Genomic DNA, 12978 nt, shown 5'->3' with positions numbered 1-12978 from the left:
CGCTATGCTGCCTGAAGAGACTGCTACGATTCGAAAGGACGCCGATGCAACCCCTGGCCTGGATATTCTGTGTCGCCCCACTTATTTTTACCTCTACACTTTCCGCCGCTGAAAAAAATGATTATTTCAAGCGCATTAGCTTTCACTCGCCCACCAATTCTGGTTTTCGTACTGCCAGTATTCTGAGTGTCGGTTTTACCGGCGCTACGGTCACCATGAGCAGCAATCATGAAGCGCTCAATCTGAACGATGTCGTCTTTAGCGTGGCGCATAACTGGCTGGAGATTCGACCCCATCAGGAAGGGCGAGTCACGCTGGTGATGAAACGGCAGCCACAGGCGCATGAACTTTCTAATACCCTGACGCTGCGTAACCGCAAGACGGGAAATACGCAGCACTATCCTTTCGTTGTGAATACCTGGCTTGTCGGTGAGGGCACGGTCGATAATAATTTCTCTACCGCCCGCGAACGCTGTGAAAGGATCGGGGGGCGACTATTAACCACACGCGAGTTTCGTGAGGTGTCGCGGAAATGGTTTGGGTTGAGTCAAGGCGCGCTTAGCGAAAGGTATCCGCAAGCCACTCTTTTTCACCCACAGGCACAGGCAGGCGGCAGTTTCTGGGTGCATGAAGCCAAAGCATTACACCTGCATACGGGAATTAAAAGCCATCAGCGAGGGATAAATACGATTTGTCGGTATGAATATGACGATGCACCTTAGTTCGAAGATGCCACGCCATGATGAAGGCTCATAGATTGCTTCATATGGGCCTTTCATATACACAGAGACGCGAATAAGTGTTACTGCTGGCAACCCTGATTTTTGGAGTAATATTTGGGGCCAGGGTTATAAGCCTTAAAGCTTCCCTTTTCAAATATTTTGCTATTTTCAATAGCCGCATCATTGGCTAACGCGTCCGGATTGATGCTAAATTTCATATAACTGACATCTACTTTCCCGTCTTCAGCATCTTGCCTGACGTCTATTTCTTCCAGGTTATCCTTACTACGAAATATTGCGTTGGTCAGTTTTGGTGTCGAGGCTGCGTTAGGATTGTATAAAGGATACACAACACCCCCCATGATTAAGCCCTTTTCGGTTATATGCAGCGGTGTTGGGGAAATATCCTTACATATGAAAGGTTTTGATAGGTCTATAGGGCTGCTAAAAAGCCCTGCATGTGTCGAGAAGGTTGCCCCTGAAAATAAAACAGTGGCAACGACAATAAGCAAAGAATTGTGTTTCATTAAGTAAAGCCTGTAAGGATATTATTCGGTTAAATTGCAACAGATCATAAATTATTGGTCAGGGAAATCAACCCGCCACTCCGCCTGAAATACTTAACCAAATAATTCGCCCCCCAGCCTAATCTCCGTTATCATCCGCTGCCACCCTCACAACTCAGGTCGCGTCATGTCTACCCTTATCGACACGTTTATAGCGCCTCCATGCCATGACGATGTAGAGATCCTCTATCAGGATGAACATATCCTGTTAATTAACAAGCCTTCCGGCCTGCTGAGCCTGTCAGGTAAAAACCCGCAAAACAGTGATTCGGTACATTACCGGCTGGTGCAGCAATTCCCTGGCTGTACGCTGGTGCATCGCCTGGATTTTGGTACATCTGGTTTGATGCTCGTCGCGCGCAACAAAGCGATTAACGCGGCGCTGTGTCAGCAGTTTAGCCAACGTGCTGTAAGCAAGGTGTACACGGCGCTGCTTTGCGGGCATCTGCAGAATGACCAGGGCGTGATTGACGCGGCAATTGCCAAAGATCCGTCGTTGTTTCCACGCATGTCGATAAGCACCCGTGAAGGTAAACCTGCCCGTTCGCGGTACAGCGTCATGGCGCGTTTTTACTATCCAGTGGTACAAGGCGCGTCGCTACCGGTCACGCGGGTGAAGCTCTTTCCAGAGACCGGACGTACTCATCAGTTACGTATTCACTGTCAGTATCTTGGCCATCCCATTTTAGGTTGTGATCTCTATGGTGGCCGGCTTCTTCCGGGTACCGATACGGTGCCTCGGTTAATGCTGCACGCAAGCGCATTGCAGTTTACTCATCCTGTTAGCCAATTGCCGGTGAATGCCCGGCATGACAGCCCCTTTTAGGAACCTCATCGCGCACCGGTAAAATTCAACAACTGTTTATTTTTATAAAAATGTTTAATTTTAAAATCGCGATGCTATCATGTGCCCATACATCAACTATGGGCATGGCATTATGACGCTACAACGATACCCTTCCAGCAAACCGTTTCCCTTCTCGGATATGGTGAAAGCCAACGGTTTTGTCTTTCTTTCAGGCCAGGTCTCCATGACGCAACACGGTGAGCCTTTGCCGGGTTCCGTCACCGAACAAACGCTGCGCATTATGAATTCTATTGAACAGACGCTGGCGCTTGCCGGGGCGACGTTAAACGATATTGTGCGCGTACAGGTGTGGCTCAGCGATATGGCGCATTTTGCTGAATTTAATGCGGCATATCGCAGCCACTTCCCGGACGGATTCCCTGCGCGTTCGGTGGTCACCAGCCAGCTCGCCTTTGGGCTGGATGTGGAGGTAGAAGTACAGGCGGTCGAACCATGTCAAACCTGCTGAACATTCTAATGGCGTCGATGGATGCCCTGCGCACTACGCTTGCCGCGAATACAGAAGCCGTTTTACACGATCTGACGAAGCCGGAATGCTCTGTTATCAGTATTGTCAACGGTCATGTCAGTGGCCGAAAACCGGGCGATTCTTTGCTCTCCGGGCCCAATGATGATGTCGGGTTCCTGGGGCTGCTGGAGCCGGCCCAGCGTGTGCCTTCCCGCGTGTTCAATAACTACAAAACCACCACCTCCTCAGGCAAAGTGCTCAATAGCGCCTCGACGATTTACTACAGTGAGGACGGCGTCCCGCTTGTGGCCTTTTGCATTAATGTCGATTTGGACGTTGTAAATAACCTGAAGCGCAATCTGGATTCTCTGTTACCGCCAGCGGCAGAGCAGGAAACAGAGAATACGAGCGACAAAATACCCGCGCACTCTTTTGATGACGTTATTGCTAAATTCCGCCAGACGGGGGCAGAAAACAAAATACAGTTTCGCAAACGTGTGGTCGCGGAATTGCAAAAAATGGGCTTCTTTAAGGTTAAAGGCAGCGTGGGGCATATCGCGCATGCGCTGGGCGTTTCGCGCTACACCATTTATAACTACCTGGGAAAAAATGATGAAAAATAACAAAACACACAACATTCCATTCTATCAGGTTGATGCATTCACCTCCGAGCCTTTCGGCGGTAACCCGGCAGGCGTGTGTCCGCTGAATGAATGGCTAAGCGACGACACATTGCAGGCTATTGCCCGCGAAAATAACCTGTCGGAAACGGCGTTTTTTGTGCCAACGGACGAGGGCTATCACCTGCGCTGGTGCACGCCGGCGGTAGAGGTGGATCTGTGCGGTCACGCCACGCTTGCCGCATCCTGGGTGCTGTTTAATAAACTCGGCTATTCCGGGAAAACGATTCGCTTCCTGACACGCAGCGGGGAGCTTAACGTCACGCGAAATGGCGATGAATATTGCATGGATTTCCCGGCGCAAAAGGCGCAGCCCATCGACACGCCCGCAGGATTACTGGCGGCGCTGGGCATCACTCACGGTGTGGTTGGCGTGTGGAAAGCGGCCGATTTAGTCGTGCTGGTTGAAGATAAAGCGATAATTGATGGCCTGTCGCCTGACTTTAACGCGCTCAATGCTTTTGATACGCGCGGCATCATTGTGACGGCGGCGGGTGACAATTTTGACTTTGTCTCGCGCTGGTTTGGCCCACAGGTTGGCGTCAATGAAGATCCGGTTACCGGTTCAGCGCATACGTTCCTCGCGCCGTTCTGGGCGGAGCGTCTGGGCAAAAATAGGTTATCAGCCCAGCAGGGCGGGGCACGTAAAGGCACGCTGCGCTGTGTCGTTCGCGACGATGGACGTGTCGAACTGTACGGTGCGGCACGCATGATGATTGAAGGAACCTTTAGCCTGTGATGAAGCATAAAGAGCCTCGCTATGTGGTCGCCTTTGGAACGGCCATCATTGTGCTTTTGTACGTTGCCTATGTCTGGGGAAGTTTGAGCCAGTTCTGATATCGGGTGGCGCATAACGTCGCCACTCTCTTTTAAAGAGTTTCTTTCATGTCGGATACAAAACACCTCTCTTTCGCGGATACGCTCGCGTTAGGTGGGATGACCCTTGCGTTATTTTTGGGGGCCGGGAATATTATTTTCCCGCCTCTGGTGGGGATGCAGGCGGGCGCCAATTCTGTCACCGCGGGAGCCGGTTTTATTATTACTGCCGTGCTTTTTCCTGCGCTGGCCATTATTTCTCTGGCGATCAATAAAGGGGATATTAACGAACTGACGCGCCCATTAGGGCGGGCCGTGAGTATTGCTTTTATCAGTGTTTGTTTCCTGACGCTCGGAGTTTTATTTGGTACACCGCGTACGGCCACCATTAGCTATGAAGCGATTACCAACGGTGCGCAGAGTACGTTGACGCAAAAAACGGTATTCTCTTTCGCGTTCTTCGCCCTGGCAGGCGCGGTGCTGGCAAAATCGGGTAAACTGCTGGAAATTGTCGGTTTCTTCCTCTCTCCGGTAAAAATTGGCGCACTGATTTTCATTGTCGTCACGGCCTGGATTTACCCTACTGGCGCACTGACCTCCGCGGTCGATGCCTTTGATAGTAATCCGTTTGGTGCCGGATTTATTAATGGCTATCAGACACTGGATGTCATTAGCGCCTTATGCTTTGGGGCGATCATCACGCACACGCTTTATCAGCGCGGCATCGTCAATGCCAAAGGTATTCTGCGGTATTCCAGCCGCGCAGCGCTGATTGCCGCCGCCGGGCTGGTGCTTATTTACGTCTGTTATATTTCTATGGGCGCGCATACGCTGGAACATTCCGCCAGTAACGGGATGCAAATTATGAGCGCTTACGTGGAGACCGTCTTTGGTGTATATGGCCGCGCGTTGTTGGCGGCAATTATTACGCTGGCGTGTCTGGTCACGGCGATTGGTTTGACGACCGGCACCGCGCGTTATTTTCATCAGGTTACCGGGATCCCTTATGGCCTGCTGGTAATGTTATCACTGGTGCTTTCTGCGATGATTGCCGTACTGGGGCTGGATTCGCTGACGATGCTGGCGGTTCCGGTGCTGAGTGCGATTTATCCGGCGGCGCTGGTGGTGGTGGCGTTGGGAATTGTCAGAAAATGGCTCGCCATTCCAACGATGTTATACCGGGGATTATTCTTTACCGCGCTTATCGTGGGTGTGGTTAGCGCCTTTCTCTGATGGGCTTCACTGCCCGGTATGTGTACCGGGCAGTACCCGCATTATCGTCACGGGTAGGGAATTACTCATTTCCCCATTGATTCAAAAACTCCGCAATCTCATCAATTCGCGCGGCTTTTATGCCCGCTTCATCGGCCATCTCTTTCTGCGCCTCTTCGCTGATCTCTTCGTTATTCATCAGGCGGGTCAGCAGCAGTTGAAAATAGTGCGCCAGCGGTGTGCGTTCAGACTCGGCGACCGGCTCTGCGCATTCCGTCGCGTATTCATCGGCAATATCGTAATACTTCAATGGGATATCGTTGTTCATAAAAAGCCTCGGGTTAACGTTTCGCGTGTATCTGCGCGGGATAGTATCACTCAATGGACGTACACAACACTTCGCGCAGCCACGCCATAAAGGTGGTGACGCGCACGGGCGTATAGTGGCGAGTGGGGCGGATGAGCGAAAGGGGCAGCGCTGACGGCGCATGATCCTGCATTACCGGCACCAGCGTGCCCGCATGCAGGGCGTCTTCGACGATAAACCACGGCAGCATAGCAATGCCCATCCCCTGGATTGCCGCTTCCCGCAGCACGTCGCCGTTATCGGTGATAAGCGGGGTATTCATCTCAGGCAGCTCTTTGCCTTCGGTAAATCCCCACTCATCGCGCGCGGAGAGCAGCGAATAACGTAGACAATTGTGCCCTGCGAGTTCAGCAGGTGATGCCGGAACACCGTTACGCGCCAGATACGCCGGCGAGGCGCAAAACAGCCGTGGAAGGTCTGCCAGATGCGTGCAAACCAGCGAAGAATCATTTAATGCGCTGATGCGTAATGCCAAATCCAGTCCCTCTCCCACCAGATCCGACAGTCGGTCTTCCAGCTGTAACTGCACGGTGATGTGCGGATATTTCGCCATAAATACGGGCAGCAGAGGTGCCAGCTTTTTCACCCCGAAGGTTAACGGCGCCGACAGACGAATTACGCCGCTCAGCGTCTCCTGAAAGCAGTTCAGCCGCTCTTCCGCCTGTTCCAGTGATTCAAGGATCCCTTTCACATCCTTGTAAAACTGCTCACCGGCGGTGGTGAGCTCCAGGTGTCGCGTCGTGCGGTTGAGCAGACGCACGCCCAGGCTCTGTTCCAGCGAGGAGACGCGGCGGCTGATGGAGGCACTGCTGGTTTCTAGTTGTACGGCGGCGTTATAAAAACTCCCCGTTTCGATCACGGCGACAAAACTGCGCAGGGCGATCAGATCGTATTCTTTCATTTTTCGTAACGGTGAATTGTGTGTGGCCCCATTTATCCTGGGGAGAAAGGTCATTACTCTGTCCGCATTATATGAACACCGGAGAGAAACAATGACAACCCAATACCGCGTAAAAAAAGGCGAATCCCTGCATTATCTGCCCGCAAGTGATTATCACCCGGCCGATACCTACTTCCATTTTTCGTTCGCCAATTATTACGATCCTGACAACATGAATTATGGCGTATTGCGTGTGGTGAATGATGACAACGTGAAACCGCACAACGGTTTTGGCCGCCATCCCCATCAAAACATGGAAATTGTCAGCTATGTGATTGATGGGCACCTCACCCACTGGGATAGCGCAACACAAACAGAAGAGACGTTGGGACGTGGGCATGTGCAGGCGATTACCGCCGGGAACGGCGTCTGGCACTCAGAGCTTAACAAACATGATGAGTGGTGCCGCTTCCTGCAAATCTGGATCCTGCCGCCGAAACAGGGGCTGGAGGTGCGTTACAACCAGCGTAAATATCAGGCGGAAGAGCGCGAAAACAAGCTCCTGCATATTGTCGGTAGCCTGAATAATGACGATGCGCCGCTGATGCTCAACCAGGATGTGAACATGTTTGTGAGCGAACTGACCAATCCGACTGCGGAAGTGGAATATCAATTGCAGGCCGGTCGTCAGGCGTATATCAATAACTTCGAAGGTGAAGTGAATGTGAAAGGCATCGCTACGTTAGGTAAAAAAGATACGCTGGAAATTACCGGGCCGGCAACGCTGAAATTCAGCACCGCTAAAGAACAGAGTCATTTCATTATTATCGAAATGCCTGAGTCTCACGCCTGATTTTTAACGCATGACCCTGTCGATTTTTCCGGACACTTGCTAAAGTAAGCTGCTGATAGCAAAGGAAGGAATGCACCGTGGCCGGAAGAATCGATTATCAGATTGAAAAATACAGCTTCACCGAAGTGGGCGAGTCGCCGCGTCTGGCCCAGCAGTGGCGAGAGGTGATTGAAGAGTGCCGTCAGTCCGGCGCGGGTGCGCAGGAGCGGTTGCGTATTGCGCTGCTGAACGTTGACTACGTCACCAGCTTCGAATTGCCTTTTCGTCTGCTGTTAATTCGTGCGCCACAGCTTATCGCCGCCGTGCGCGATGAACTTCAGCTCAGTCAGAAAAATGTCCTCTTTAACGGCAAACGTTTTGGTTGTGTTTACAGCCTGAAAGCCAGCCTGGACGCCATTCCCGACGACTATCAATACCGCTTGTCCACGCGCATCCGGCGAATGGATGGCCCGCTTTCAACCGCCTCGCCGTATCAGGAGATTGCCAAACAGATTAAACAGCCGCGCGAGCGTTTGAAGCTGGCGCTGGAAAATGACTTACAGGTAACGGCGCTTGATGGGCTTTTTTGGTTTGGCATTCAACGAATAGCCGCAGATGTGCAGCGGTTGCGTAAAACGGGGATGCAGATCAGCACCGCAGAGGTGGAGGTCTTTGATAACCTGACCGGCACCACCCGGCGGGTACCGTATTACCAGCAGGTTAAAAGCGGCGCGTAGTGCGCCGCTTGAGTCTGATGGCAAACGCAACATTGCCTGATGCGCTGCGCTTATCAGGCCTACAAGGTTTCTGCAATATATTGAATTTGCGCTATTTTGTAGGCCGGATAAGGCGTTTACGCCGCATCCGGCATGAACAACGGGCACGTTGTCAGCGTTGTTGCCCGATGCCATCCAACAATTACGTCTCACTCACTGGCGTTCTGTCACCCTCATACAGCGGTACTTTGCGATAACGTCGCACCAGATACCACAGATACGCCCCACCCAGCGCCGCCCACACCAGGCCCAGCGTCAGTGACGTTGACTCCAGGTTAACCCACAGCACGCCCACCGTCAGCGCGCCAACCAGCGGCATCAGTAAATAGTGGAAATGCTCTTTCCAGCTTTTATTCATTCCTTTGCGCCGCCAGAAGTGGTTGAACACCGACAAATTCACGAAGGTAAACGCCACCAGCGCGCCGAAGTTAATCAGCGCCGTGGCGGTGACTAAATCGAAGAACAGCGCCGACAGTGCCACAATCCCGACCATAATGACGTTCAACGCAGGCGTGCGCCATTTCGGATGCACATAGCCAAACACGCGTTCCGGGAACACATTGTCGCGCCCCATCACATACAGCAGACGCGACACGCTGGCGTGTGACGCGAGGCCGGATGCCAGCGTGTTCACAAACGTGGTGCAAAGGAAAATCGACTGGAACAGCTTGCCGCCGACGTACAGCGCAATCTCTGGCAGAGCGGCATCCGGGTCTTTAAAGCGGCTGATATCCGGGAAGAACAGCTGCATAAAGAACGACGCCGCGATAAAGATAATGCCGCCGTACACCGCCGTCAGAAAAATCGCTTTCGGAATAACCCGCGCGGCATCCGGCGTCTCTTCGGAAAGCGTGGTCACCGCATCAAAACCGAGGAACGAGAAGCAGACGATCGTCGCCCCGGTAATGATCGGGATCAGATGCGCGTTCTCACTGATAAACGGCTGTAGCGACCAGACGGTGCCAACACCTTCACCTTTATGCAGCCCCTGAACCACCAGAATGATAAACACCACCATGATGGAGATTTGCACCAGCACAAACAGGGTATTGAAGTTAGCCACCAGGTTAACGCTCTTCAGGTTCGCGGCGGTTAAAATGGCGACAAACGTCACCACCCACACCCACGGCGGCACATCCGGGAAGAGGGCAGAGAGATAGATCTTCGCCAACAGCACATTGATCATCGGCAAAAAGAGATAATCCAGCAGCGATGACCAGCCGACCATAAAGCCGACATGCGGGTTAATCGACTTTTGCGCGTAGGTATAGGCCGAGCCCGCCTCCGGGAACTGGCGAACCAGTTTGCCGTAACTGACAGCGGTAAACAGCACGCCGGCCAGCGCCAGCAGATAGGACGCCGGAACGTGGCCGTCGCTGATGCCGGACACGATGCCAAAGGTATCGAAGACGGTCATCGGCGTGAGATAGGCAAGCCCCATCATCACCACCTGCCACAGCTTCAGCGACTTACGCAGTTTAGTTTTGCCGGGTTGGGCGGCGATATCCAGTGAGGAATTAAAGGCCATGATGCGTGCCTCCGCTGCGTAATCGGGTTTGCGGTCGCGTCGACCTGAAATCAAACCTGTTTAGCAGGGGAAGCAAGGGGGGCGGGGTACTTTCGGTCGTGGAGAGGGCGCAAACGCAGCCTCCCTCGCCATGCGGGTATTTCATCATCGGCATCATCTCATTTCCTCGTCACAGTCTGTATCGTTAACGGAAGCCCGTTGCCGCCTGCGTTCCATAACGCGACATACGGGAAATGTCTGGATTACCAGCAAATGTCAGGCCAGGCTCCGCTCAGGCCGGTGATACATACCCCGCAAGGGGCCACTACGCGTTTTTCAACATCCACTCAATTTCGGTTTCAGTAATGAGGCGCTCAAACTGCAACAGCTCATCATTCTTACAGGCGTGATAAACATGGCAGAAACGCTCGCCCAGATAGTGGCGCAGATCGTCATTTTGCATAAACTCCCACAGCGCATCGCTCTGACGAATCGGGAAGGGTAAGCCCTCCTGCTCCAGCCCGTTGCCTTCTACTTCTTCCAGCAACGGCAGTTCGTTATCGAGACCGTGCAGAATACCGGCGAAAATTGCCGCCATCACCAGATAGGGGTTGGCATCCGCCCCTGCCACGCGGTATTCCACGCGGTGGTTATGACGATCGCCGCACGGAATACGCAGGGCGACGGTGCGGTTGTTATGGCCCCACGACGCCTGCGTTGGCACATACATCCCCGGCTGGAAGCGGCGATACGAGTTCACGTTCGGCGCCAGCAACGCCATCGACGATGGCATCAGGTCAATCATCCCGGCGAGCATCTTTTTCAGCAGCAGCGAATCTTCGCCGTCAGCGTCAGCAAGAACGTTCTCACCACGGTTATTTTGCATGCTGATATGAATATGCATCCCGCTGCCCGCGTGCTCTTCATACGGCTTCGCCATAAAAGTGGCGTGCATCTTATGCTTTTCCGCCATCAGACGCACCAGGCGTTTAAGGGCTAATGCATCATCGCAGGCATCCAGCACGTTATCGGTGTGATACAGGTTGATTTCGAACTGGCCCGGTGAGGCTTCGGCGACCGCGCCATCAGCCGGGATGAGCTGTAACTGCGCCAGTTCATCAATATCATTGAGCACATCGGCGAAGTGGTTGAGGTTATCAACCGAGTAAACCTGGCTTTGGGTGTTGCGGTCATCGGTGCCGGGCGCGCAGGGCGGTTGCAGATACCCTTCGGCGTCGCGTTTGCGATCCAGTAAATAGAACTCCAGCTCTACCGCTACGACCGGGAACAGTCCGCGCTGGCGTAGCTGCTGCCACAGGCGGTTGAGTACGTTCCGCGGCTCAACGTCAAAGGGAGCGCCATCTTCATCGACCATGGTCAGGAGCATCTGACCGATATATTCCGGGTCGGCGGCGGAAGGGGTTAAGGAACCCAGTACCGGCACGCAGGTACGATCCGGTTCGCCCATATCCTGACCCAGGCCCGCTTCTTCTACGACGTTACCCAGAATGTCCATCGCGAAGACGGAGGCCGGGAAATAACATCCTTTCTCAAGCTTCTTCAGGCTGGCTACCGGGACGCGTTTTCCGCGGAAGCAACCATTCAGATCGGTAAGCAGTACATCAACATATTGCGTATTCGGGTAGCGCTCCAGGTAGCGTTTCACTTCCTGCGTAAAGGCGCTACCCCGCCTCTCTTCTGACTGCTGAACAAAGTTCTCAACTTCAACGATATTGGTTTCCATGATTCTTCGCCTTTGGTTTTGTTTTCCGCTCGCTATGAAAACGTAAAATATAATGACCACTCTTCGAATTTGTATGCAAACTAAATGTTTGTCAAATGTTAAATTAAGTTTGCAAAACCGAAAATCCACTGCTAGATTGAAAAAATATTGAACAGAAAGGTCATTTTAACCGCAGTAATGGCGATAATTTAGTCCACTTTGTGAGATCGATCATGGAAAATATAATGTACAAGCCGGTTATCGGTATCGTGATGTGCAGGAACAGGCTTAAGGGTCACGAGACCCAGACCCTGCAAGAAAAGTACCTGAATGCCATTATTCACGCGGGCGGTTTGCCGATTGCGCTGCCACACGCGCTGGCGGAGCCAGCGTTGCTCGCAGAACTCCTGCCGAAACTCGATGGCATTTATCTGCCTGGAAGCCCCAGCAATGTGCAGCCGCACCTTTATGGTGAAAACGGCGATGAGCCTGACGCCGATCCCGGGCGTGATCTTCTGAGCATGGCGTTGATTAACGCTGCACTCGAAAGGCGCATCCCCATTTTCGCCATTTGCCGCGGGTTACAGGAGCTGGTGGTGGCCACCGGCGGGAAGCTGCATCGCAAACTGTGCGAGCAGCCAGAACTGCTGGAACATCGTGAAGATCCTGAACTGCCGGTAGAACAGCAGTATGCGCCATCGCACGAAGTGCAGGTTGAAGAGGGCGGATTACTTTCCGCGCTGTTACCTGACTGTAGCAACTTTTGGGTAAACTCTCTGCACGGGCAGGGGGCGAAGGTTGTGAGCCCGCGATTGCGCGTCGAGGCCCGTTCGCCGGATGGGCTGGTGGAGGCGGTGAGCGTCAATCATCACCCCTTCGCGCTGGGCGTGCAGTGGCACCCGGAATGGAACAGTAGCGAGTATGCGCTTTCGCGTATATTGTTTGAGGGCTTTATTACCGCTTGTCAGAACCATATCGCTGAAAAACAGCGACTCTGACCCCTACAGTTAAGGAAATGCAAATATGAGTGATGACGGACTGGCACCGGGTAAACGCTTGTCGGAAATCCGCCAGCAACAAGGACTTTCACAACGTCGTGCCGCCGAACTCTCCGGGCTGACTCACAGCGCTATCAGTACGATAGAGCAGGATAAAGTCAGCCCAGCCATCAGTACGCTGCAAAAGCTGCTGAAGGTGTATGGTCTGTCACTCTCGGAATTCTTTTCCGAGCCGGAAAAACCTGATGAACCGCAGGTCGTCATTAATCAGGACGACTTAATTGAAATGGGGAGTCAGGGTGTGTCGATGAAGCTGGTTCATAACGGGAACCCGAATCGCACGCTGGCGATGATATTTGAAACTTATCAGCCGGGTACGACGACCGGGGAGAGAATTAAGCATCAGGGTGAGGAAATAGGCACTGTACTGGAAGGTGAAATTGTACTGACCATTAATGGTCAGGATTATCACCTCGTCGCGGGGCAAAGTTATGCCATTAATACCGGCATCCCGCACAGTTTCAGTAATACGTCGGCAGGTATTTGCCGAATTATTAGCGCCCATACCCCCACCACGTTTTAA

General features: G+C 52.9%; 16 protein-coding genes. 10 read left to right on the top strand and 6 right to left on the bottom strand.

Annotation, left to right across the window (positions count from 1 at the left end; all coding sequences use genetic code 11):
- Window positions 1–44 precede the first annotated feature (44 nt).
- Window positions 45–722 (top strand): hypothetical protein, encoded by a 678-nt coding sequence (locus ACOXYR_RS12945; protein ID WP_350437244.1) that lies wholly within the window; start codon window positions 45–47, stop codon window positions 720–722.
- Between the two features lie 80 nt (window positions 723–802).
- Here the strand turns inward: ACOXYR_RS12945 and ACOXYR_RS12940 are convergent, their stop codons facing one another.
- A complete protein-coding gene (locus ACOXYR_RS12940; protein WP_108474493.1) occupies window positions 803–1249 on the bottom strand; it encodes a hypothetical protein in 447 nt (148 codons plus the stop codon).
- Window positions 1250–1415: 166 nt separating this feature from the next.
- On the opposite strand from ACOXYR_RS12940, the gene ACOXYR_RS12935 reads away from it, so the two are divergent.
- The 5 genes from ACOXYR_RS12935 to brnQ all read left to right on the top strand — a co-directional run bounded on the left by ACOXYR_RS12935 (window position 1416) and on the right by brnQ (window position 5333).
- Complete coding sequence (locus tag ACOXYR_RS12935; protein WP_113858490.1) at window positions 1416–2114, top strand: RluA family pseudouridine synthase; 699 nt, start codon at window positions 1416–1418, stop codon at window positions 2112–2114.
- A gap of 79 nt (window positions 2115–2193) precedes the next feature.
- The gene (locus ACOXYR_RS12930) at window positions 2194–2604 is read left to right on the top strand and encodes a RidA family protein (RefSeq protein WP_421355933.1); all 411 of its coding nucleotides are present in this window, start codon (window positions 2194–2196) and stop codon (window positions 2602–2604) included.
- Window positions 2589–3227, top strand: coding sequence for a helix-turn-helix transcriptional regulator (locus ACOXYR_RS12925; protein WP_421355934.1), 639 nt, complete (start codon window positions 2589–2591; stop codon window positions 3225–3227). Before ACOXYR_RS12930 ends, ACOXYR_RS12925 begins: the two co-directional genes overlap by 16 nt.
- Window positions 3217–4023 carry a PhzF family phenazine biosynthesis protein gene (locus ACOXYR_RS12920; protein WP_167405916.1) on the top strand — a complete coding sequence of 269 codons (807 nt, stop codon included), beginning with the start codon at window positions 3217–3219 and terminating at the stop codon, window positions 4021–4023. The genes ACOXYR_RS12925 and ACOXYR_RS12920 overlap by 11 nt, the downstream gene beginning before the upstream one ends.
- Window positions 4024–4169: 146 nt before the next feature.
- The gene (brnQ, locus tag ACOXYR_RS12915) at window positions 4170–5333 is read left to right on the top strand and encodes a branched-chain amino acid transport system II carrier protein (protein WP_421355935.1); all 1164 of its coding nucleotides are present in this window, start codon (window positions 4170–4172) and stop codon (window positions 5331–5333) included.
- 61 nt (window positions 5334–5394) lie between these two features.
- Here the strand turns inward: brnQ and ACOXYR_RS12910 are convergent, their stop codons facing one another.
- Together ACOXYR_RS12910 and ACOXYR_RS12905 are read right to left on the bottom strand one after the other, a co-directional pair.
- A complete protein-coding gene (locus ACOXYR_RS12910; RefSeq protein ID WP_108474487.1) occupies window positions 5395–5640 on the bottom strand; it encodes a YmjA family protein in 246 nt (81 codons plus the stop codon).
- Window positions 5641–5686: 46 nt separating this feature from the next.
- Window positions 5687–6580 carry a LysR family transcriptional regulator gene (locus ACOXYR_RS12905; RefSeq protein WP_350437353.1) on the bottom strand — a complete coding sequence of 298 codons (894 nt, stop codon included), beginning with the start codon at window positions 6578–6580 and terminating at the stop codon, window positions 5687–5689.
- 91 nt (window positions 6581–6671) lie between these two features.
- Here ACOXYR_RS12905 and ACOXYR_RS12900 point away from each other — a divergent pair, with 91 nt between their 5' ends.
- Together ACOXYR_RS12900 and ACOXYR_RS12895 are read left to right on the top strand one after the other, a co-directional pair.
- Entirely contained in the window at window positions 6672–7412 is a 741-nt protein-coding gene (locus tag ACOXYR_RS12900; protein WP_350437352.1) for a pirin family protein, read from the top strand.
- Window positions 7413–7489: 77 nt separating this feature from the next.
- The gene (locus tag ACOXYR_RS12895; RefSeq protein ID WP_407732483.1) at window positions 7490–8128 is read left to right on the top strand and encodes an ECs1377 family protein; all 639 of its coding nucleotides are present in this window, start codon (window positions 7490–7492) and stop codon (window positions 8126–8128) included.
- Window positions 8129–8309: 181 nt separating this feature from the next.
- Here ACOXYR_RS12895 and puuP read toward each other — a convergent pair whose 3' ends face one another.
- The 3 genes from puuP to puuA all read right to left on the bottom strand — a co-directional run bounded on the left by puuP (window position 8310) and on the right by puuA (window position 11418).
- Window positions 8310–9695, bottom strand: coding sequence for a putrescine/proton symporter PuuP (puuP, locus tag ACOXYR_RS12890; RefSeq protein WP_108474483.1), 1386 nt, complete (start codon window positions 9693–9695; stop codon window positions 8310–8312).
- Entirely contained in the window at window positions 9685–9849 is a 165-nt protein-coding gene (locus tag ACOXYR_RS12885; protein ID WP_146745483.1) for a YmjE family protein, read from the bottom strand. Before ACOXYR_RS12885 ends, puuP begins: the two co-directional genes overlap by 11 nt.
- Before the next feature lie 150 nt (window positions 9850–9999).
- On the bottom strand, window positions 10000–11418 hold the full coding sequence (puuA, locus tag ACOXYR_RS12880; protein ID WP_421355936.1) for a glutamate-putrescine ligase: 1419 nt from the start codon (window positions 11416–11418) through the stop codon (window positions 10000–10002).
- A gap of 212 nt (window positions 11419–11630) precedes the next feature.
- Between puuA and puuD the strand changes: the two genes are divergently transcribed.
- Both puuD and puuR read left to right on the top strand, forming a co-directional pair.
- The gene (gene puuD, locus ACOXYR_RS12875; protein WP_350436532.1) at window positions 11631–12395 is read left to right on the top strand and encodes a gamma-glutamyl-gamma-aminobutyrate hydrolase; all 765 of its coding nucleotides are present in this window, start codon (window positions 11631–11633) and stop codon (window positions 12393–12395) included.
- A gap of 25 nt (window positions 12396–12420) precedes the next feature.
- Window positions 12421–12978, top strand: coding sequence for an HTH-type transcriptional regulator PuuR (gene puuR / locus ACOXYR_RS12870; RefSeq protein WP_015964977.1), 558 nt, complete (start codon window positions 12421–12423; stop codon window positions 12976–12978).

The organism is Pseudocitrobacter faecalis (assembly GCF_965231525.1).
GTDB classification, from domain to species: domain Bacteria; phylum Pseudomonadota; class Gammaproteobacteria; order Enterobacterales; family Enterobacteriaceae; genus Pseudocitrobacter; species Pseudocitrobacter faecalis.
The sequence above is the reverse complement of the archived record's forward strand: the minus strand, read 5'-3'. Positions and strand labels throughout refer to the sequence as shown.